This is a genomic window from Morganella morganii (genome assembly GCF_019242955.1).
GTDB classification, from domain to species: Bacteria; Pseudomonadota; Gammaproteobacteria; order Enterobacterales; family Enterobacteriaceae; genus Morganella; species Morganella sibonii.
This window is the reverse complement of record NZ_CP066129.1, coordinates 602,869-621,954: the sequence shown is the minus strand read 5'-3', so window position 1 is coordinate 621,954 and position 19,086 is coordinate 602,869. Positions and strand designations below refer to the sequence as shown.

Here is a 19,086-nt window from a genome sequence, read left to right as displayed (position 1 = left end):
CGTTGTTATGCGTTTTCCTTACCGGTCCCGGTCTTCCTTAATCAGAAGCGGGAGAAATCATTGAAAAGTGCAAGCCCCATCAACAGTACCAGTGCCATTACACCAATACGATAACTGAAGTCTTGTACACGCTCGGACACCGGCCCGCCTTTTATCTTCTCGATAAGCAGGAATAACAGGTGTCCACCATCTAAAACTGGCAGCGGGAACAGATTAATGATCCCTAAATTGACGCTGATGAGCGCCAGAAACATCAGATAATACACTAAGCCGGAATCGGCGGAAATACCGGCACCTTTCGCAATCGATACCGGACCGCTGAGATTATTCAGTTTTACATCACCGGTCACCAGCTTACCGATCATCTTCACGGTCAGATTCATTAACTGCCAGGTTTTCCCGGTTGCCTCGGCAACCGCTTCCACCGGCCCGTACTGATGCTCAGTAATATATTGCGGGTCGAGCGGAATCACCTTTAATTCGACACCGGCAAAACCAATTTGTTTACTGCCGCCGCTGTTTTTTATCTCTGTCGTGAGAGGAACATGAATATGTTCTCCGCCCCGCTCTATCAGTAAATCGAGTGTTTTTCCGGGACTATTACGTACAAAAAGCGTAAACGGCTGCCAGACGGTCAGCGGTTCCCCGCCTACTTTAACGATCCTGTCCCCCGGTTGTAAACCGGCTTTTTCGGCAGGCCCTCCCGGCGTCAGGACATTAATCTCATTACTGACCTGTGCAGATACCGGCATGATACCCAGAGACAGAACAGCGTCCTGTTTTTCCGGATCAAATTTCCAGCGGGTGAGGTCCAGACGTTTTTCCGCAGGCGCTGAGCCCGGTTCCGGAATCACATTCAGAACCGTGAAATCGTCGCCGATTTTACTGATCATCGCCAGACGCACACTGCTCCAGTCAGGCGTTTCGATACCGTCAACGGCATTTAGTTCCATCCCGGGCAAAATATTTGCCTGTTCTGCGACCGATCCCGCGCGGATATCCGCCACCACCGGGCGAACGGCCGGAACCCCGATCATAAAGACAATCCAGTACGCCACGATGGCTAACAGGAAGTTAGCAATCGGCCCTGCACTGACCACTGCCGCCCGCTGGCCGACCGTTTTGTTATTAAACGCCTGATGACGACGCTCCGGTGCAACCGGCTCCACGCGCTCATCCAGCATTTTGACATAACCGCCGAGCGGAATTACCGCGATGACAAATTCTGTTCCGTGTCTGTCTGTGCGGCGCCAGAGTGCTTTGCCGAAACCGACGGAAAACCGTTCGACAAAAATACCGCAGCGCCGGGCCACCCAAAAGTGCCCGAACTCATGTACGGTAACCAAAATTCCCAGCGCAATAATAAAAGCGGCTGAGTTCCAGATAAAAGTCATCATGCGTTTTCTGTCTGCTCCCGGTGTGCTTAAAAGCCGGAGAATACTAACAGGATCAGACCGGCAAATACCGGTACTGCCGCGGTCAGGCTGTCAATGCGATCCATTACGCCGCCATGCCCCGGGATCAGCTGACTGCTGTCCTTCACGCCGGACTGACGTTTAAACATACTTTCGGTCAGATCACCGAATACAGAAATCAGCACCACAATCACTGACACAATAATCAGATTTTCCGGCAGTGTCTGTAACGGCGAATAGTGACTGAATAACCAGGAAACCAGCCCGGCCGTGATCAGACCGCCTGCCAGACCTTCCAGGGTTTTGCCCGGTGAGACGCGCGGTGCCATTTTGTGTTTGCCCAGCAGACGACCGAAAGCATACGCACCGGAGTCAGCCGCCCAGACCAGCAGCATGACATACAGCAGCCACCAGGCGCCCTGATACACATCACCGCCCGCATAGCCCTGAGTGCGCAGCACCATCATACCGCTGTAAAACGGCACAATCGTTACCACACCGAAGATAAGGCGGATAATCACGGAATCTTTCCACAACGCGGCTGATTTCGGGAAACTGATCACCAGAAGCACTGCGCATACCCACCAGACCAGTGACGCCCACAGACTGCCCTGCACCGCAGCATCGGCCATCAGGTTAGTCATATCCAGTGTCAGTTGCCAGGCCGTCAGACCGGCTGCAAACACCACACCGGTGATAATACGCTGTCCGGCACCTTTCAGACCCGCAAATTGCGCCCATTCCCAGCCGGCCAGCCCGCATACGGCGATCACCACCCAGCCGAAATGTGCCGGCGCGAGCATAAACATCGCCAGCAGTACCAGCGGAATTAAAATAATGGCAGTAATAAGACGGTACTTAAGCAACATTTCCTCCCGGAGCCTGCTCAGACTGATCATCAGGTGTGGTTCCGCCGAAACGGCGCTCACGCTGTGTAAACGATGTTATTGCATTACTGAAAGCGTTTTCATCAAAGTCAGGCCACAGCACTTCTGTAAAATAAAATTCGGCATACGCAACCTGCCAGAGCAGGAAATTGCTGATGCGATGCTCGCCGCCGGTCCGGATCACGAGATCAATCGGCGGCTGATCATGAAGAGAGATATGACGGCTGATATCCTGTTCGCTGACATCTTCAGCGGATAATTCACCGCGCTGTACTTGTGCAATCACCTGTTTAACACTGTGGGTGATATCCCAGCGTCCGCCGTAGTTGGCGGCGATATTCAGTTGTAAACCGGTATTATTGGCAGTCAGCACCTGACCACGGCGGATACGCTCCTGCAGACGCGGGCTGAACCGGCTCACATCACCGATAACGGATAATCTGACATTATGTTTGTGCAGACTTTTGACTTCGTTATCCAGCGCAAAGACAAACAACTCCATCAGTGAGTGAACTTCCTGTTCAGGACGGTTCCAGTTCTCACTGCTGAAGGCATAAAGTGTCAGAGATTTTATCTGGTTTTTGATGGCAAAACTGACCGAACTGCGGACCGATTTGATCCCTGCGCGATGGCCGGAAACCCGCAATTTTCCGCGTTTTTTTGCCCAGCGGCCGTTGCCGTCCATAATAATGGCGACATGCTGAGGTCCCGGCTTTTCTGAGGCATTTTCACTGGATACTGTCACGCAAGTTAATCCTTTGAGGTATCGGTTAATACATGGCGTCAGACACAAAAACACCGTGCAGGTTCACGGTGTTGTCTCTGTTTGTCAGTGATAACGTCATAGTGTCGTTAACCGGTCATTAAAAGTCTGATTTACAGAAATCGTAACGCTGAACTATATCACTTGCGCTATTCACCGACAAACGCAACCCGTTAATATAAATTAATTACTTCGCGATTTTTCCGATTGATTTACGGGTCAGTTCCCGCGTTTGTTTATCAATAATAAGGACATCGTCAATCGACTGAGGTTCCGTAAACCGGTGATTTTCCACTACCATCCGGTTTATTTGCGCGATATCTGTGAAACGGATTTTATTTTGCAGAAATGCCTGTACAGTTTCTTCATTGGCCGCGTTCATCGCGGTTGTGGCCGCCTGCCCGTCATCACAGGCTTCAATCGCCAGTTTCAGGCACGGGTAACGGTTATAATCCGGCTCTTCAAAGGTCAGTCCGCCCATACGGGTAAAATCAAGGCGTTCAGCTCCGGCGGTGATACGTCCGGGATAACTCATTGAATAGCTTATCGGTGTGCGCATATCCGGCGTCCCCAGCTGTGCAATAATGCTGCCGTCAGTATAGCGGACCATCGAATGAATCACCGACTGCGGGTGCACAATAACTTCCATTTGTTTTGCTGATGCATTAAAGAAATAACGTGCCTCAATATATTCAAGGCCCTTATTCATCATCGTGGCGGAATCCACGGAAATTTTGCGTCCCATTGACCAGTTCGGGTGTGCACAGGCCTGATCCGGTGTCATATTCACCAGTTCAGATAAAGGCGTTTCACGGAACGGGCCGCCGGAGCCGGTCAGGATAACGGAATCAACACCTGCGGCATTCAGGTCAGCATGTCCCAGCGATAGCTGCACGGCAGACGGCAGGGACTGAAAAATCGCGTTATGTTCGCTGTCGATAGGAAACAGTTCGGCACGGCTTGTGCTCATGGCAGCAAAAAACAGGCGTCCGCTGGTGATCAGGGCTTCTTTGTTTGCCAGCAGAATACGTTTGTCCGCGCGGATCGCCGCAAGAGTCGGCAGCAGACCGGCCACACCGGTAATTGCCGCCATAACCTGATCCACCTCATCCAGCTGAACCAGTTCGCAAATAGCGGCACTGCCGCTGAGCACTTCTGTTGCGCTGCCGTGGAGTTTCAGCTGAATTCGCAATTCACCGGCGGCCACTTCATCGGATAACACCGCATAGCGGGGTTTAAATTCCAGACACTGTTCAAACATCGTCTGAACATTTTTTCCGGCTGCCAGAACCACGGCACGGAATAAATCCGGATGCTGACGAATGACGGAAAGTGTATTTTTACCGATAGATCCCGTGGAACCGAGAATTGCCAAACCTTTCATGATAAATACTCAATATTACTTTATCGTTATTTCGAATCGCAAAAGTATAGCACTTTGGTGAACGGAGAGTGAGAAGTCATTTCCGCGACTGATAAGTAAAAAAATAGTGCCCTCAGGCACTATTTCAGGCCGTTGACAACCCCGCAGGGATTGGCGACGACCGACAGAGGTTGTAAAAATAAACCAGGAAAATCAATTTATTGATTTTCGGCTGATAACACTTTCGACTGATAACACAAAGCAGGAAAAACCGCGTTTTATCCTGCTTTGTCAGCAATCTCATAGTGCCGTCAGGCACTATTTCTGTATGTTCTGTTCAGCACAGCATCCGGATCAGAATTCCATCAGCTCTTTTTCTTTTGCTGCCAGTGCATCGTCGATTTTTTTGATAAACAGGTCAGTCATTTTCTGAACGTCGTCCTGGGAACGATGGTCATCATCTTCACTGATTTCTTTATCTTTCAGCAGTGCTTTGACTTTATCGTTCGCATCACGGCGGACGTTACGTACCGCAATACGACCCTGCTCTGCATCACCACGGACCACTTTGATCAGGTCTTTACGACGCTCTTCGGTCAGCGCAGGAAGCGGAACACGGATAACTGTACCGGCAGATGACGGGTTTAAACCAAGGTCAGAGGCCATAATCGCTTTTTCGATAGCCGGTGACATTGAACGGTCAAATACGGTGATAGCCAGGGTGCGTGAATCCTCCACAACCACGTTAGCTAACTGGCGCAGCGGAGTCGGTGTACCGTAATATTCAACAACGATACCGTCCAGCAGGCTCGGAGAAGCACGGCCTGTGCGCACTTTACTGATTTGGGATTTCAGCGACTCGACGCATTTTTCCATGCGTTCCTGCGCGTCTTTCTGGATTTCATTAATCACGTTATGAGTCCTTGGAAACGGGTAATTTTTCAGACCGTGCCTGTCGCGCGGCCCGCATATAATTTTGGCGAATCGATGTTTAAATGATACCGTCAAATTCCGCCGGTGTCCCGGCGTTTAGTCACGCGAAATCAAGGTACCTTCGTTCTCGCCCATCACGACGCGGCGTAATGCGCCGGGCTTATTCATGTTGAAAACACGGATTGGCAGGTTATGGTCACGGGCCAGGGTAAAGGCCGCCAGATCCATCACTTTCAGTTCGCGTTCCAGCACATCCTGATAGTTGAGTTTTTCATACAGCACTGCATCCGGGTCTTTTGCCGGATCGGCTGAGTAAACGCCATCCACTTTTGTGGCTTTCAGAACCACATCCGCTTCAATTTCGATCCCGCGCAGACAGGCCGCAGAATCCGTGGTAAAGAATGGGTTGCCTGTTCCGGCAGAGAAAATAACCACCCGGCCGTGACGTAACAGACTGATCCCTTCAGCCCAGCTGTAGTTATCACAAACGCCGTTGAGCGGAATTGCAGACATCAGCCGTGCATTCACATAGGCGCGGTGAAGTGCATCACGCATTGCCAGGCCGTTCATCACGGTTGCCAGCATACCCATATGGTCACCGACAACACGGTTCATACCGGCTTCGGCCAGCCCTGCGCCGCGAAACAGATTGCCCCCGCCAATAACGACACCGACCTGAATCTGCAGTTCAACCAGTTCCTTAATTTCCTGCGCCATACGGTCAAGTACAGTCGCATCAATTCCGAAACCTTCATTCCCTTGTAAAGCCTCGCCACTGAGCTTCAGCAGAATACGTTGATAAACAGGTTTTGCATTGGTAGCCATGGTGTTCTGTCCTAAACAGATGAATTTATTGCCAGAGATACCCGGACGAAAGCCCGGATGATAAACAGGGGTACAACAGATAAAACAGAACCGCCTTCCGGCGGCTCTGATATGCAATGATTATTTGCTCATTGCCGCGACTTCTGCAGCGAAGTCAGCTTCAGCTTTCTCGATACCTTCACCCACTTCGAAACGGATGAATGCAGTCACGTCTGCTTTGTTTTCTTTCAGCAGGTCGCCGACAGATTTGCTTGGGTCCATAACGAACGGCTGACCGGTCAGAGAGATTTCGCCGGTGAATTTGTTCATACGGCCGGTAACCATTTTCTCTGCGATTTCCTGAGGTTTACCAGACTGCATTGCGATATCCAGCTGGATTTGTTTCTCGTGAGCAACAACATCAGCAGGAACATCTTCAGGTTTGGTATATTCAGGTTTGCTTGCAGCAACGTGCATAGCAATGTGTTTGATCAGTTCTTCGTTTGCACCGGTAGCAGCAACCAGAACACCGATACGTGCGCCGTGCATGTAAGAACCAACCATGTCGCCTTCTAAGATAGCAGCACGACGGAAGCTGATGTTTTCACCGATTTTAGCAACCAGAGTAACACGCTGTTCTTCGAATTTGGCAACGATAGCTTCTGCATCCGCAGTTTTCTCAGCCATAACGAAGTTCAGGATATCCTGTGCGAATGCCAGGAAACCGGTATCTTTTGCAACGAAGTCTGTTTCACAGTTAACTTCGATCAGTGCACCGAATTTAGCATCTGCGCTGATCGCAGATAAGATAACGCCTTCAGCAGCAACACGGCCTGCTTTTTTCGCTGCTTTTGCCTGGCCGGATTTACGCATGTTATCGATAGCTAATTCGATATCACCGTTTGCTTCAACCAGTGCTTTTTTACATTCCATCATACCTGCGCCGGTACGTTCACGCAGTTCTTTTACCAATGCAGCGGTAATTCCAGACATGTTATTTCCTCGATGAGCTCGCAGAAACTGTTTCTGCGGGGAGTTGTTCATATATCAGATGCGTATAGGGAGCCATGACGGCTCCCTAACCATTTGCAGCAATACCTGGTTAATAAGAGCGCTCAGAGAGCAGACTCAGATTATTCAGCGGCTAATTCTTCAGCCTGAACAGCCAGATCCTGTGAACGGCCTTCGCGGACAGAAGTCGCGACTGCGCCCAGGTACAGCTTGATTGCACGGATTGCATCGTCGTTACCGGGGATGATGAAATCAACACCGTCCGGATCAGAGTTAGTATCAACGATAGCAAATACAGGGATACCCAGGTTGTTTGCTTCTTTGATTGCAATGTGTTCGTGCTCAGCATCGATAACAAACAGAGCGTCAGGTAAACCGCCCATGTCTTTGATACCACCCAGGCTATTTTCTAACTTACCAAGTTCACGGGTACGCATCAGCGCTTCTTTCTTGGTCAGTTTGTCAAAAGTACCGTCCTGAGACTGTGCTTCCAAATCTTTCAGGCGTTTGATTGACTGACGAACTGTTTTCCAGTTAGTCAGCATACCGCCTAACCAGCGGTGGTTCACGAAGAACTGGTCACAGCTGATTGCAGCTTCCTGTACCGCTTCGCTTGCAGCACGTTTAGTACCTACGAACAGGATTTTACCTTTACGTGAAGCGATTTTGTTCAGTTCAGCTAACGCGTCGTTGAACATCGGAACAGTTTTTTCCAGGTTGATGATATGCACTTTGTTACGGGCACCAAAGATGAATGGTTTCATTTTCGGGTTCCAGTAACGAGTCTGGTGACCGAAGTGAACGCCCGCCTGGAGCATATCGCGCATGGAAACAGTAGCCATTTTAAACCTCTGTAAATAATAAGTTGGGGTTATGCCTCCACGAATCCCATGCTTCCGACTCCCTGTCAGCGTAAAGCTTCGGAGCACCCCGGCGCATGTGCCGATTCGTGTGTGTTATAACAGTTGAGTTAATTTAAGTTTCCGGCAACCGGGCAAAATACACGGAATGCCGGCGCGCTTTATACCATAAAAGCAACAGCGATACCACATTTTCTTCAGTTTTCATGCCGGCGGCGGCCTGCCGTCCGCCGGGTTTCCGCGCAATGATTGGCATCTTTTTCTCCGGCTGATAACATACCGCGACTCAGTACCAGTTTCCTAAGTAAAGCAACGGGGTATTCCCGGTTCGGATATCAATAATTATGGCAATCACAATCAAAACAGAAGACGACATCGCGAAGATGCGTGTCGCCGGTCGTCTTGCGGCCGAAGTGCTCGAAATTATCGCCCCGCATGTTGTGCCGGGTGTCAGTACCGGTGAACTCGACCGCATCTGCCACGAGCATATTACCGAAAAACAGCAGGCCATTTCCGCCTGTCTCGGTTATCACGGCTTCCCGAAATCTGTCTGTATCTCCGTCAATGATGTGGTCTGCCACGGCATTCCGAGCGAAGATAAAATCTTAAAAAACGGCGATATTGTGAATATCGATGTCACCGTTATCAAAGACGGTTTCCACGGTGACACCTCCGCTATGTTTATCGCCGGGAAACCGACGATTCAGGGCGAACGTCTGTGCCGCGTAACGCAGGAAAGCCTCTATCTGGCCCTGCGTATGGTAAAACCGGGTATCCGTCTGCGGACTCTCGGTGCCGCCATCCAGAAATTTGCGGAAGGCCATGATTACTCTGTCGTCCGTGATTACTGCGGCCACGGTATCGGTGAAGGTTTCCATGAAGAACCTCAGGTGCTGCACTATGACGGCGACGACGGCGGTGTGGTGCTGAAAAAAGGCATGGCATTTACCATCGAACCGATGCTGAATACCGGGGATTACCGGATCCGTACCATGAAAGACGGCTGGACCGTCAAAACCAAAGATCGCGGTTTATCCGCACAATATGAGCACACGCTGGTTGTCACCGATGACGGCTGTGAGATTATGACACTGCGCAAGGATGAAGAAGGCGCACTTTCCCGCATTCTCGTTGCACAGTAACAGCCCTGTTTCATGTCCGGCACACAGGCCGGGCATGATACCTCCCCGCCCGCCGGGACGCTGAGGAACGAACGGAATGACAACATCCCCCCGGAAATCTGCCGGTATCATTATCGCTGTTACCGCACTGATTCTGCTTATCATGCTGCTGCCGCTCTATTTTCTGACCAAATCATCCGGCTGGTGGCAGAAAGAATTTGTCGCGCGCGGGTATGCTGTCGGTGTGCTGATCCATCAGAATGTTTATGAACTGAATCTGTTTGATCTGGCCTTTACCAAACCGGCGTTTGATCACCAGTCCGTGTATGTTCCGGCCGGCAGTCTCAGTTCCTACTTCACACTGATTACCTTGTCTCAGCAGGTATTTCCGAACGCGAAAGACATTCTGCTGCCGACAGAAAATCCTTATTTCAGCGGACGGATCAGCATCTCAGCCCTGAATATTGATACTGCCGCACTGGCGACCGGGAGCAGACAATACCTGAATGCCGGAGAAAGCTACCGCATCACCCGTCTTACCGCACCGCCTGACCGGTCACTGTTCAGCTTCAGTACCGACGATAACGCACCGGAAATATTGCACTCCTCCCCGTATCTGAAAGATATCGTCAATCAGGGCATGTGCCGCACGGACGGACAGAGTAACGGCTGCGGGATTGCCGAAGATACTTATATTAATCTGAGTGATGTCCTGCATAATTACTTCCGCAGTAATCTGATCTACCGCGTGGATGACGAAAACAAACGCATTATTTTACAGTTTGTTCCGATCCCCGGCCCGGTACTGATATAACCCCGCCCGCCCGGCAAAAAACTGGTTATTTCCCCGCTGACGAAGTACCCTTGCAGCAGAACGCCTCTGCCACAAGGACTCCGTATGGACAATGCCCGGAATACCGCATCAGCCCTGAAACCCGCCTCACCGTTATCCTTTACCGATGATGATTTGCAGCTGCCGGTGCTGCGGGAACACCTGGAGCATTACCGCCGCTGGCAGGCCGGCGCCTTCCGTGAAGGTCATCCGGTTCATACCCTGCTGCTGACCCGCAGTGATTATATCGATCAGCTGCTGATCCGCCTGTGGCAGTTTTTCAGTTTTGATGATGTTCCGGATTTTGCCCTCGTCGCCGTCGGTGGTTACGGGCGCCGTGAACTGCATCCGCTGTCAGATATCGATATTCTGCTGCTGAGCAGAACACCGCTGCCGGAGGCACTTACACCGAAAATCGGTGAGTTTATTGCCGTGCTGTGGGATCTGAAACTGACCGTCGGGCACAGTGTCCGCACCCTGGATGACTGTATCCGTGAAGGGCTGGGTGATCTGACCGTCGCAACCAATCTGATTGAATCCCGCCTTATCTGCGGCACATTACCCCTGTTTCTGCAATTACAGCGGCAGATCTTTGATGACAGCTTCTGGCCGTCACCGCGCTTTTTTGCCGCCAAACTGGCGGAACAGAAGGAGCGCCACGACCGCTATCACAGCACCAGTTATAATCTGGAGCCGGACATCAAAAGCAGTCCGGGCGGGCTGCGCGATATTCACACGCTGCTCTGGGTGGCACGCCGCCATTTCGGCGCGACCTCCCTGTATGAGATGGCCGGTTCCGGTTTCCTGACTGATGCCGAACGGGAAGAACTGAATGAGTGTCTGGATATGCTCTGGCGTATCCGTTTTGCCCTGCATCTGTCCCTGAGCCGTTATGATAACCGCCTGCTGTTTGACCGTCAGCTCAGTGTGGCGGAACAGCTCGGCTATGACGGTGAACGCAATCAGCCGGTCGAACGGATGATGAAAGCATATTATCGTGTTACCCGCCGGGTGTCTGAGCTCAATGAGATGCTGCTGCAACTGTTCGACGAAGCGATTCTGCATGCCGGACACCACGACACACCCAAGCCCCTTGATACCGATTTTCAGCTATACGGCCACCGCATCGGGCTTATCCGCGATTCGCTGTTCAGTGAGGATCCCGCCGCCATTATGCGGATGTTTTACCGGATGGCCTGTGATGACACCATCACCGGTATTCATTCCGGCACATTGCGCCGGCTGCGCCTCGCCCGCCGTCACCTCAGCCGCCCGCTGATGGAGTACCCGGAAGCCCGGGAGCTGTTTATTGCGATTCTCCGCCATCCGCGCGGTGTGAGTGCTGCTTTTGTCCCGATGCACCGCCATGGCGTGCTGGGGGCGTATATGCCGCTGTGGGGTAATATCGTCGGGCAGATGCAGTTTGATCTGTTCCATGCCTATACCGTGGATGAGCATACGCTGCGGGTACTGGGAAAAATCGATACATTCGGGCGGGAATCCGAACGGGTGAATCATCCGGTGTGTGTGGATGTTTATCCGGAACTTCCGCAGCCGGAACTGCTGCGCCTGGCGGCACTGTTCCACGATATTGCCAAGGGCAGACAGGGCGATCATGCCGTTCTTGGTGCCGCAGATGCGCGGGAGTTTTGTGAATATCACGGCCTGAATGAAAAAGATACGGATTTGGTCAGCTGGCTGGTGGAAAAACATCTGCTGATGTCTGTGACCGCGCAGCGCCGCGATATTCAGGACCCGGAAGTTATCCGTACATTTGCCGCTGAAGTGCAGAGTACAGAGCGGCTCCGTTACCTTATCTGCCTGACCGTTGCCGATATATGGGCAACCAATGCCTCTTTGTGGAACGGCTGGCGGCGCAGTCTGCTGCGGGAACTGTTTATCAGTACAGAGAACCAGTTACTGCGCGGTGTGCACAATAAACCCAATCTGCGCCAGCGTATCCGCCACCACCGCGACCGCGCGCTTGCCCTGCTGCGCCAGGACGGGGCTGATGAGCAAAAACTGAATCAGTTCTGGTCGCGCTGTCATGCGGACTATTTTTTACGCCATACCCCGGAACAACTCGCCTGGCATGCCGGCGCACTGCTGAAAAATGATATGGCGTCCCCGCTGATCCTGATCAGTAATCAGCGCAGTCACGGCGGCAGTGAAATTTTTATCTGGTGTGACGACCGCCCGTCCCTGTTTGCCTCTGTGGTCAGCGAGCTGGATCGCCGCAATCTCAGTGTGCAGAATGCGCAGATTTTTACCAACCGCGACAATATGGCGATGGATTCCTTTGTGGTGCTGGAACCGGACGGCAAACCGCTCGCTGCTGACCGCCATAATACTATCCGTAAATCGCTGGCCGGGGCGGTCACCACCGATTATGTGCCGAATCACCGTACCCGGACAGCACCGGCCAAACTGCGCCATTTTGATGTGCCGACACGGGTAAAATTTATCCACAATAAACGCGGCCTGCGCAGTTACATGGAATTATATGCTTTGGATAAACCCGGACTGCTGGCGCAGGTCGGTCAGATTTTTGCCGGACTCGGGCTTCAGCTGCACGGTGCACGCATCACCACAACCGGCGAAAAAGTCGAAGATATTTTTATTCTGACGGATAAGGATAATAAAGCGCTGGATAAAAATATTCAGGAAGAACTGACTGAACGGTTGACAAAAGCCCTCAATTCAAAGGATAAAACAGAGTAAATTCATCAAAGCACCAGATAAAAGGAAACAAACACCGATGCAGCAATTACAGGCCATTATTGAATCCGCCTTTGAAGATCGCGCCGCCGTTACACCAGCCACCGCCACGCCGGCACTGCGTGATGCAGTTAATCAGGTGATTGAGTTACTGGACAGCGGAAAACTGCGGGTCGCTGAAAAAATCGGCGGCACCTGGGTGACACATCAGTGGCTGAAAAAAGCGGTGCTGCTCTCTTTCCGTATCAGTGACAATCAGGTGATGGACGGGGCTGAATCCCGTTACTTTGATAAAGTCCCGATGAAATTCGCGGATTACGATCAGGCGCGTTTTGAGCGCGAAGGGTTTCGTGTGGTACCGCCTGCGGCAGCCCGCCGGGGTGCATTTATCGCCCGCAATACCGTGCTGATGCCGTCTTATGTCAACATCGGTGCCTATGTGGATGAGGGCACGATGGTCGATACCTGGGCAACAGTCGGCTCCTGCGCGCAGATCGGGAAAAATGTGCATCTCTCCGGCGGTGTCGGCATCGGCGGGGTGTTAGAGCCGTTACAGGCCAATCCGACCATTATTGAGGATAACTGCTTTATCGGCGCACGCTCCGAAGTGGTGGAAGGGGTGATTGTGGAAACCGGCTCCGTGATTTCCATGGGCGTGTATATCGGTCAAAGCACCAAAATCTATGATCGCGAAACCGGCGAAATTCATTACGGCCGCGTCCCGGCAGGCTCCGTTGTTGTCTCCGGCAATCTGCCGTCAAAAGATGGCCGTTACAGCCTCTATTGTGCGGTGATCGTCAAGAAAGTGGATGAAAAAACGCGCGGCAAGGTCGGAATTAATGAATTGTTACGCACCATAGACTAATCTCAGAAATAGCGGATAATAACTCCGCTATTTTTTTATCCGTGCATCTTATCTTCCGTCATTTCCGGCGGAAACAGGACAGAATAACAATCAATAGGTGGCGCACATGTATGACAATTTAAAAAGTCTGGGAATTACGCATCCTGAAGATATTGATCGCTACACACTTCGTCAGGAAGCGAACAATGACATTCTGAAAATCTATTTCCGCAAGGATAAAGGTGAATTTTTTGCCAAAAGCGTGAAGTTCAAGTATCCGCGTCAGCGTAAAACGATTCAGGATGCACAGGGTTTCAAAGAGATTAACGAGATCAACAGCAACCTGCGTTATGTCATCGAAGAGCTGGATACCATTTGCCAGCAGACAGAAAGCGCAATGCCGGAAATCGATCTGAAGCGTAAGATCCTGGACGATCTCCGCCATCTGGAGCACGTGGTGTCCAATAAGATCGCTGAAATTGAAAGTGATCTGGAAAAACTGACCCGCAAGTAACCGGATGAAACAATGCCGCAGTGCTGTCAGGCTGCTGCGGCGTTATTTTCCGTCATCAGCTGACCAGCGCCGCCCAGGCCGTCAGCCACGGCTGAGCGAACTCTTCCGGTGCGTCAACCTCCGTGCCGTCAATTACCAGCATCTCCCCGATGCGCTGTGCCTGCTGCTCCTGCAATAACTCATCGAACTGACGGCCGCCGCCGGCAAAATGATCATAACTGCTGTCGCCCAGTGCGATAATGCCGTAGCGCAGTGACGGCTGATAACCGATGTCATCCCGCAGACCGGCAAACAGTTCGCGGATATTATCCGGCAGATCGCCCTGCCCGGTGGTGGAGGTGATCACCAGCGCCACATCCGTGAGATAATCTTTCCACTGTGACAGTTCCGGTTCATCAAATAACACCACTTCATGACCGGCCTGCTCCAGAATAGCCTGTGCTTCTTCACCCACAGCCAGCGAGTTGCCGTAAACTGTGCCGATAAAAATACCGATACGTGCCATTATCCGTCCTTTTTAATCAGTAAAATCAAATTATTAGCAAATCAGGGTAATGTCCAGCCCAGCTGTTTTGCCACCTGCTGCCAGGCGTCATCAAATCCCGCACGCAGCACCAGTGGTTCTCCGCTGACCGGATGTGTCAGCGCCAGCTCCGATGCGTGCAGCATCAGCCTGCGGCTGCCGAAATGTTCTGTGAACCCCCGGTTCTGACGCAGATCGCCGTGGGCGGTATCACCGATAATCGGATGCCGCAAATGCCGCATATGTCGGCGCAGCTGATGTTTACGTCCGGTTTCCGGTTTCAGTTCCGTCAGGGTAAAACGGGATGTGGGATAACGCCCGATAGCCACCGGACACTCCACTTTCGCCAGCGGGCGGTAGTGTGTCACCGCCGGTTGCGCCGGTTTTTCCGCCGCAAACTTATCAGCAATTTTATCCAGCTCCTCCACCAGCGGGTAATCCAGCGTGGCCGCTTCTTCGATCCAGCCGCGTACCACCGCATGGTAAGTTTTCTGCATTTCATGCCGCTCAAGCTGTTGTGACAGCAGCCGTGCCACATCAGACGACAGCCCCATCAGCAGGACGCCGGAAGTCGGCCTGTCCAGACGGTGAACCGGAAAAACATGCTGGCCGATCTGATCACGCAGAGTCTGCATCACAAACACCGTTTCATGGCGGTCAAGCCAGCTGCGGTGCACCAGCCATCCGGCAGGTTTATTTACCGCTATGATATGTTCATCCTGATAACAGATTTCCAGTAATGGTTTTTCCGGTAATAGCTTTTCCGGTAGTGACTTTTCCGGTAATGACGTGTCCTGCAATGATCGTGTCACGCGAAAATCCCGTCCAGTGCCCGTAAATGGTTAAGCAGCACCAGATAGCGTGCAGCCTGTTCATCCCCGCTGTAATGCTCTTCAAAATACGGGGCTATCTGAAAGGCAGACGGCAGTGCAGCGCCCTGCTCAATCATGGCGTACAGACGCGGGATAAGGATCCACTGTAACCACTCGTGGGCGTTCATGGTATCCACTGCAAACGGCAGTTCACTCTCAAATGCTTCTGCTGCCGGAGACTGCCCCTGCCACAGATCGACGGCGCGCATCTCGTTCTCTATATCCGCCAGGATCGCAGTAATCTGCTGATGTTTTGTCATAACCGAAACCTGTTTACGCTGTAAAATTTATTTTTCCGCAGCCGGTGCCGCTGATATCTGTAGCGTAACATTGAGGTCAGATAAGTAAAAATCAATTCCTGTCCGGAAGACATAAAAAGGCATAACGGGGATTTGCGGGGGGATTAAAAACGAGGGGGAAAAAATCCCCCTCGTTTCTAATAAAATAACATCCTGTCTCTGCTGAAAATACTTCCGTGTATTTTCGTCCGCTTCCTTACGAACGCAGACAGCATGCCGCAGACGGCAGTGACAGGCAATAATACCGGCGGTAAATCACGATGATAACGCAGAGTTAATTATCTGAATTTACTTATCATTTTCAGTAATCCGGGAATTTCCGGCAAACCGTATTACAGTCATTGCCGGTAAAATCCCACACCGCTGTCAGTGATATTTATGCCGGGCATACCGCTGTCAGCTGTGACAGAAACGATGCGGTATCTGCTGCCAGCACCCGCCGCTTTGTGGTACCAAACGTTTCGAGGATCACTTCACCACTCAGATTACAGACAGAAATCATATCGAATTCCGATTCCAGCGTGGCGATAAACTGTGTCGGCGGCAGTTTCAGACGGCGCTGCGTGACCAGATGGCCAATCAGATTTTCCTGTAAGCGGATAAAATCGTCCTCACTCCAGACCTGTACCAGACTGAGCTGAATATCCTCAAAAACGGCCTGCATATCCCCGGCAAACTGCTGCGTGTAAAATTCACTGATATCCGGGTGCAGCTGAATATCCAGCGCTTTTTCAACCGGCCGCAACTGTTTGTCTGCGGTGAATTCCGCCGGTTCCCAATATACACACTCATCACCGGTGCGGATAATACACGGGGAAGGAATACCATAAAGATCGTGACTGATCGGCGGTAAACCTGTTTTTTCCTGCCATAAACCGACATAATGCCGGGTAAACTGATGTAACGCCTGAGAAACTGTGCGGGTCATATCGCAAAACCTGTTAAACATAAAAGTATCATGCCGCTATAGTAACGTATGACAGACTGTATTGGCGACAGGCGGTACTATTTTTCACCTGATGTAAAAGGGTTATTTATGTCTCTGTATGAAGGAAAGGCGGAACTGGCGTCACTGACGCTCGGTAAAAAAACCGGTTATGAGCAGCATTACAATCCCGCCCTGTTACAGGGTGTGCCGCGCAGCCTCAACCGGGATGCACTGCATCTGCATGCGGATAATCTGCCTTTTCGCGGTGCGGATCTGTGGACACTCTATGAGCTCTCCTGGTTACAGCCGAACGGCGTGCCCTGCATTGCGCTCGGCTATGTCTCCCTGGATGCCGCCGGTCTGAATCTGATCGAATCCAAGAGCTTCAAACTCTATCTCAACAGCTTTAACCAGACTGTTTTTGCTTCTGCGGATGATGTCCGCCGTACCCTGGAACAGGATTTAAGCGCCTGTGCACAGGGAAACGTCACGGTGCAGCTGCTGCGTCCTGATCAGTTCGCGGAACAAAAAATCATTGATTTTACCGGTGAGTGTATCGATTATCAGGATATTACGATTACGGATTATCAGTTCAGCAGTGATTATCTTATTGATGCCGTCAATGAAAATGACGATGTCGTTGAGGAAACGTTAGTCAGCCACCTGCTAAAATCAAACTGCCTGATTACACAGCAGCCTGACTGGGGCTCGGTTGCCATACAGTATCGCGGCCCCAAAATTGATCGCGAAAAATTGCTGCGGTATCTGGTGTCATTCCGCAATCATAACGAGTTTCATGAGCAGTGCGTTGAACGGATCTTTACCGATCTGAACACACATTGCCGCCCGGTTGCCCTGACTGTCTATGCCCGTTATACACGGCGCGGCGGACTGGATATCAATCCGTGGCGCACCAATACGGACTTTACTCCGTCTGCGGATCGTCTCGCCCGCCAGTAAGGCAAACAGCGCGCAACCTGTACGACTACAATTTATCCACGGGATAACAAGGAGTTTTACTTGATCACACATATCAGCCCGTTAGGCTCTATGGATCTGCTTTCCCAGCTTGAAGTTGATGTTCTGAAACGGACAGCAAGCAGTCACCTGTATCGTCTGTACCGCAACTGTTCACTGGCGGTACTGAATTCCGGCAGTAAGATGGATAACAGTCATGAGTTACTGTCCCGTTTTCCGGATTTTGACATTAACGTGCTGCGCCGTGAGCGCGGAGTAAAACTCGAACTGGTAAACCCGCCGCAGAATGCATTTGTTGACGGTAAAATTATCCGCTCACTCCAGGCCAACCTGTTTGCTGTGCTGCGCGATATCCTGTTCGTACAGACCCAGATCACCGATGCGGAACGCTGCCGCGGCCTGAATCTGGATAACAGCGCGCATATCACCAACCTGATCTTCTTTATCCTGCGTAATGCCCGCGCCCTGCATATTGATGAAGATCCGAATATGATCGTCTGCTGGGGCGGCCACTCCATCAATGAAACCGAATACCTCTACGGACGTAAAGTCGGTAACGAGCTGGGGCTGCGTGAACTGAATATCTGTACCGGCTGCGGGCCGGGTGCGATGGAAGCGCCGATGAAAGGCGCTGCTGTCGGCCATGCCCAGCAGGGGTACAAAAACAGCCGTTTTATCGGTCTGACTGAACCGTCTATTATTGCTGCCGAGCCGCCTAACCCGCTGGTGAACGAGCTTATCATCATGCCGGATATCGAAAAACGGCTGGAGAGCTTTGTCCGCCTGGCACACGGGATCATCATCTTCCCGGGCGGGGTCGGCACAGCCGAAGAGCTGCTCTATCTGCTGGGGATTCTGATGCATCCGGATAACAAGGACCAGGTACTGCCGCTGGTGCTGACCGGGCCGAAAGAGAGCGCCGATTATTTCCGCGTGCTTAATGATTTCGTGATCAACACCCTGGGTGAAGAAGCCACCCGCCACTATCAGATCATTATTGATGATCCGGTAGAAGTTGCCCGCGTGATGAAGCGCGCCATGCCTGAAGTGAAAGATAACCGCCGCAGCACCGGGGATGCCTACAGCTTCAACTGGTCAATTAAAATCGCCGGTGATTTGCAGCATCCGTTTGAGCCGAGCCATGAAAATATGGCCGCGCTGAACCTGTACCGCAATCAGGAGCCGGAAAAACTGGCGGCAGATCTGCGCCGCGCCTTCTCCGGCATCGTCGCCGGTAACGTGAAAGAAAACGGCATGCAGGCCATCGCACAGCACGGGCCGTTTAAAATCCACGGCGAAGAAGCCATTATGCAGCGGATGGATGTGATGCTGCGCGGCTTTGTTGAGCAGCACCGGATGAAATTACCGGGTGGCACGGCTTACGAGCCATGCTACGAAATCATCCGCTGATACTTTTTCTC

The 19,086-nt window shown here is 51.7% G+C and carries 20 protein-coding genes; 7 read left to right on the top strand and 13 right to left on the bottom strand.

The genetic code is table 11. The annotated features are described in order from the left end of the window. Positions 1–41: 41 nt before the first annotated feature. The 9 genes from rseP to JC793_RS02710 all read right to left on the bottom strand — a co-directional run bounded on the left by rseP (position 42) and on the right by JC793_RS02710 (position 8,292). Positions 42–1,397: a sigma E protease regulator RseP gene (gene rseP / locus JC793_RS02750; protein WP_080947971.1), complete on the bottom strand. Its 1,356-nt coding sequence runs from the start codon at positions 1,395–1,397 to the stop codon at positions 42–44. A gap of 26 nt (positions 1,398–1,423) precedes the next feature. After that, a complete protein-coding gene (gene cdsA / locus JC793_RS02745) occupies positions 1,424–2,281 on the bottom strand; it encodes a phosphatidate cytidylyltransferase (RefSeq protein WP_166708907.1) in 858 nt (285 codons plus the stop codon). Further along, on the bottom strand, positions 2,274–2,987 hold the full coding sequence (gene uppS / locus JC793_RS02740) for a polyprenyl diphosphate synthase (protein ID WP_230061373.1): 714 nt from the start codon (positions 2,985–2,987) through the stop codon (positions 2,274–2,276). Before uppS ends, cdsA begins: the two co-directional genes overlap by 8 nt. Before the next feature lie 265 nt (positions 2,988–3,252). Continuing rightward, positions 3,253–4,449 carry a 1-deoxy-D-xylulose-5-phosphate reductoisomerase gene (ispC, locus tag JC793_RS02735; RefSeq protein ID WP_046892786.1) on the bottom strand — a complete coding sequence of 399 codons (1,197 nt, stop codon included), beginning with the start codon at positions 4,447–4,449 and terminating at the stop codon, positions 3,253–3,255. A 333-nt stretch (positions 4,450–4,782) separates the two neighbouring features. Next, the gene (gene frr, locus JC793_RS02730; RefSeq protein WP_107680636.1) at positions 4,783–5,340 is read right to left on the bottom strand and encodes a ribosome recycling factor; all 558 of its coding nucleotides are present in this window, start codon (positions 5,338–5,340) and stop codon (positions 4,783–4,785) included. A 117-nt stretch (positions 5,341–5,457) separates the two neighbouring features. Next, positions 5,458–6,186 carry a UMP kinase gene (gene pyrH, locus JC793_RS02725; protein WP_107680637.1) on the bottom strand — a complete coding sequence of 243 codons (729 nt, stop codon included), beginning with the start codon at positions 6,184–6,186 and terminating at the stop codon, positions 5,458–5,460. A 120-nt stretch (positions 6,187–6,306) separates the two neighbouring features. Continuing rightward, entirely contained in the window at positions 6,307–7,158 is an 852-nt protein-coding gene (gene tsf, locus JC793_RS02720) for a translation elongation factor Ts (RefSeq protein WP_046892783.1), read from the bottom strand. Between the two features lie 140 nt (positions 7,159–7,298). After that, a complete protein-coding gene (gene rpsB, locus JC793_RS02715; RefSeq protein ID WP_004242214.1) occupies positions 7,299–8,018 on the bottom strand; it encodes a 30S ribosomal protein S2 in 720 nt (239 codons plus the stop codon). A 133-nt stretch (positions 8,019–8,151) separates the two neighbouring features. Next, positions 8,152–8,292 carry a hypothetical protein gene (locus JC793_RS02710; protein WP_166707002.1) on the bottom strand — a complete coding sequence of 47 codons (141 nt, stop codon included), beginning with the start codon at positions 8,290–8,292 and terminating at the stop codon, positions 8,152–8,154. 88 nt (positions 8,293–8,380) lie between these two features. On the opposite strand from JC793_RS02710, the gene map reads away from it, so the two are divergent. From map to JC793_RS02685, 5 genes are all read left to right on the top strand, one after another. Beyond that, positions 8,381–9,178: a type I methionyl aminopeptidase gene (gene map / locus JC793_RS02705; RefSeq protein WP_054425207.1), complete on the top strand. Its 798-nt coding sequence runs from the start codon at positions 8,381–8,383 to the stop codon at positions 9,176–9,178. Between the two features lie 76 nt (positions 9,179–9,254). Continuing rightward, positions 9,255–9,971, top strand: a complete 717-nt coding sequence (locus tag JC793_RS02700; RefSeq protein WP_218427423.1) for a hypothetical protein — start codon at positions 9,255–9,257, stop codon at positions 9,969–9,971. An 84-nt stretch (positions 9,972–10,055) separates the two neighbouring features. After that, complete coding sequence (gene glnD, locus JC793_RS02695) at positions 10,056–12,710, top strand: bifunctional uridylyltransferase/uridylyl-removing protein GlnD (protein ID WP_166707000.1); 2,655 nt, start codon at positions 10,056–10,058, stop codon at positions 12,708–12,710. A gap of 37 nt (positions 12,711–12,747) precedes the next feature. Further along, entirely contained in the window at positions 12,748–13,572 is an 825-nt protein-coding gene (dapD, locus tag JC793_RS02690; RefSeq protein WP_004242209.1) for a 2,3,4,5-tetrahydropyridine-2,6-dicarboxylate N-succinyltransferase, read from the top strand. Positions 13,573–13,678: 106 nt separating this feature from the next. Further along, complete coding sequence (locus tag JC793_RS02685) at positions 13,679–14,065, top strand: DUF3461 family protein (RefSeq protein ID WP_004237217.1); 387 nt, start codon at positions 13,679–13,681, stop codon at positions 14,063–14,065. Between the two features lie 55 nt (positions 14,066–14,120). On the opposite strand, the gene JC793_RS02680 is transcribed toward JC793_RS02685, so the two are convergent. The 4 genes from JC793_RS02680 to syd all read right to left on the bottom strand — a co-directional run bounded on the left by JC793_RS02680 (position 14,121) and on the right by syd (position 16,687). After that, on the bottom strand, positions 14,121–14,570 hold the full coding sequence (locus JC793_RS02680; RefSeq protein WP_046892779.1) for a flavodoxin: 450 nt from the start codon (positions 14,568–14,570) through the stop codon (positions 14,121–14,123). Between the two features lie 41 nt (positions 14,571–14,611). After that, positions 14,612–15,388 carry a tRNA pseudouridine(65) synthase TruC gene (gene truC, locus JC793_RS02675; RefSeq protein WP_247717356.1) on the bottom strand — a complete coding sequence of 259 codons (777 nt, stop codon included), beginning with the start codon at positions 15,386–15,388 and terminating at the stop codon, positions 14,612–14,614. An 8-nt stretch (positions 15,389–15,396) separates the two neighbouring features. Further along, entirely contained in the window at positions 15,397–15,720 is a 324-nt protein-coding gene (locus JC793_RS02670; protein WP_218427421.1) for a YqcC family protein, read from the bottom strand. 415 nt (positions 15,721–16,135) lie between these two features. Further along, complete coding sequence (gene syd / locus JC793_RS02665; protein WP_218427419.1) at positions 16,136–16,687, bottom strand: SecY-interacting protein; 552 nt, start codon at positions 16,685–16,687, stop codon at positions 16,136–16,138. 108 nt (positions 16,688–16,795) lie between these two features. Between syd and queF the strand changes: the two genes are divergently transcribed. Both queF and ppnN read left to right on the top strand, forming a co-directional pair. After that, positions 16,796–17,647 carry an NADPH-dependent 7-cyano-7-deazaguanine reductase QueF gene (gene queF / locus JC793_RS02660; RefSeq protein ID WP_052926350.1) on the top strand — a complete coding sequence of 284 codons (852 nt, stop codon included), beginning with the start codon at positions 16,796–16,798 and terminating at the stop codon, positions 17,645–17,647. A gap of 60 nt (positions 17,648–17,707) precedes the next feature. Further along, positions 17,708–19,075: a nucleotide 5'-monophosphate nucleosidase PpnN gene (gene ppnN / locus JC793_RS02655; protein WP_112550047.1), complete on the top strand. Its 1,368-nt coding sequence runs from the start codon at positions 17,708–17,710 to the stop codon at positions 19,073–19,075. The last annotated feature ends 11 nt before the right edge of the window (positions 19,076–19,086 follow it).

What these genes read in the sequence shown, in the direction of transcription:
- rpsB (WP_004242214.1), bottom strand. Translation starts at nt 8,018, where the DNA reads ATGGCTACTGTTTCCATGCGCGATATGCTCCAGGCGGGCGTTCACTTC.
- queF (WP_052926350.1), top strand. Translation starts at nt 16,796, where the DNA reads ATGTCTCTGTATGAAGGAAAGGCGGAACTGGCGTCACTGACGCTCGGT.
- syd (WP_218427419.1), bottom strand. Translation starts at nt 16,687, where the DNA reads ATGACCCGCACAGTTTCTCAGGCGTTACATCAGTTTACCCGGCATTAT.
- tsf (WP_046892783.1), bottom strand. Translation starts at nt 7,158, where the DNA reads ATGTCTGGAATTACCGCTGCATTGGTAAAAGAACTGCGTGAACGTACC.
- JC793_RS02710 (WP_166707002.1), bottom strand. Translation starts at nt 8,292, where the DNA reads ATGCCAATCATTGCGCGGAAACCCGGCGGACGGCAGGCCGCCGCCGGC.
- JC793_RS02700 (WP_218427423.1), top strand. Translation starts at nt 9,255, where the DNA reads ATGACAACATCCCCCCGGAAATCTGCCGGTATCATTATCGCTGTTACC.
- uppS (WP_230061373.1), bottom strand. Translation starts at nt 2,987, where the DNA reads ATGGACGGCAACGGCCGCTGGGCAAAAAAACGCGGAAAATTGCGGGTT.
- ispC (WP_046892786.1), bottom strand. Translation starts at nt 4,449, where the DNA reads ATGAAAGGTTTGGCAATTCTCGGTTCCACGGGATCTATCGGTAAAAAT.
- glnD (WP_166707000.1), top strand. Translation starts at nt 10,056, where the DNA reads ATGGACAATGCCCGGAATACCGCATCAGCCCTGAAACCCGCCTCACCG.
- rseP (WP_080947971.1), bottom strand. Translation starts at nt 1,397, where the DNA reads ATGATGACTTTTATCTGGAACTCAGCCGCTTTTATTATTGCGCTGGGA.
- JC793_RS02670 (WP_218427421.1), bottom strand. Translation starts at nt 15,720, where the DNA reads ATGACAAAACATCAGCAGATTACTGCGATCCTGGCGGATATAGAGAAC.
- pyrH (WP_107680637.1), bottom strand. Translation starts at nt 6,186, where the DNA reads ATGGCTACCAATGCAAAACCTGTTTATCAACGTATTCTGCTGAAGCTC.
- map (WP_054425207.1), top strand. Translation starts at nt 8,381, where the DNA reads ATGGCAATCACAATCAAAACAGAAGACGACATCGCGAAGATGCGTGTC.
- dapD (WP_004242209.1), top strand. Translation starts at nt 12,748, where the DNA reads ATGCAGCAATTACAGGCCATTATTGAATCCGCCTTTGAAGATCGCGCC.
- JC793_RS02685 (WP_004237217.1), top strand. Translation starts at nt 13,679, where the DNA reads ATGTATGACAATTTAAAAAGTCTGGGAATTACGCATCCTGAAGATATT.
- JC793_RS02680 (WP_046892779.1), bottom strand. Translation starts at nt 14,570, where the DNA reads ATGGCACGTATCGGTATTTTTATCGGCACAGTTTACGGCAACTCGCTG.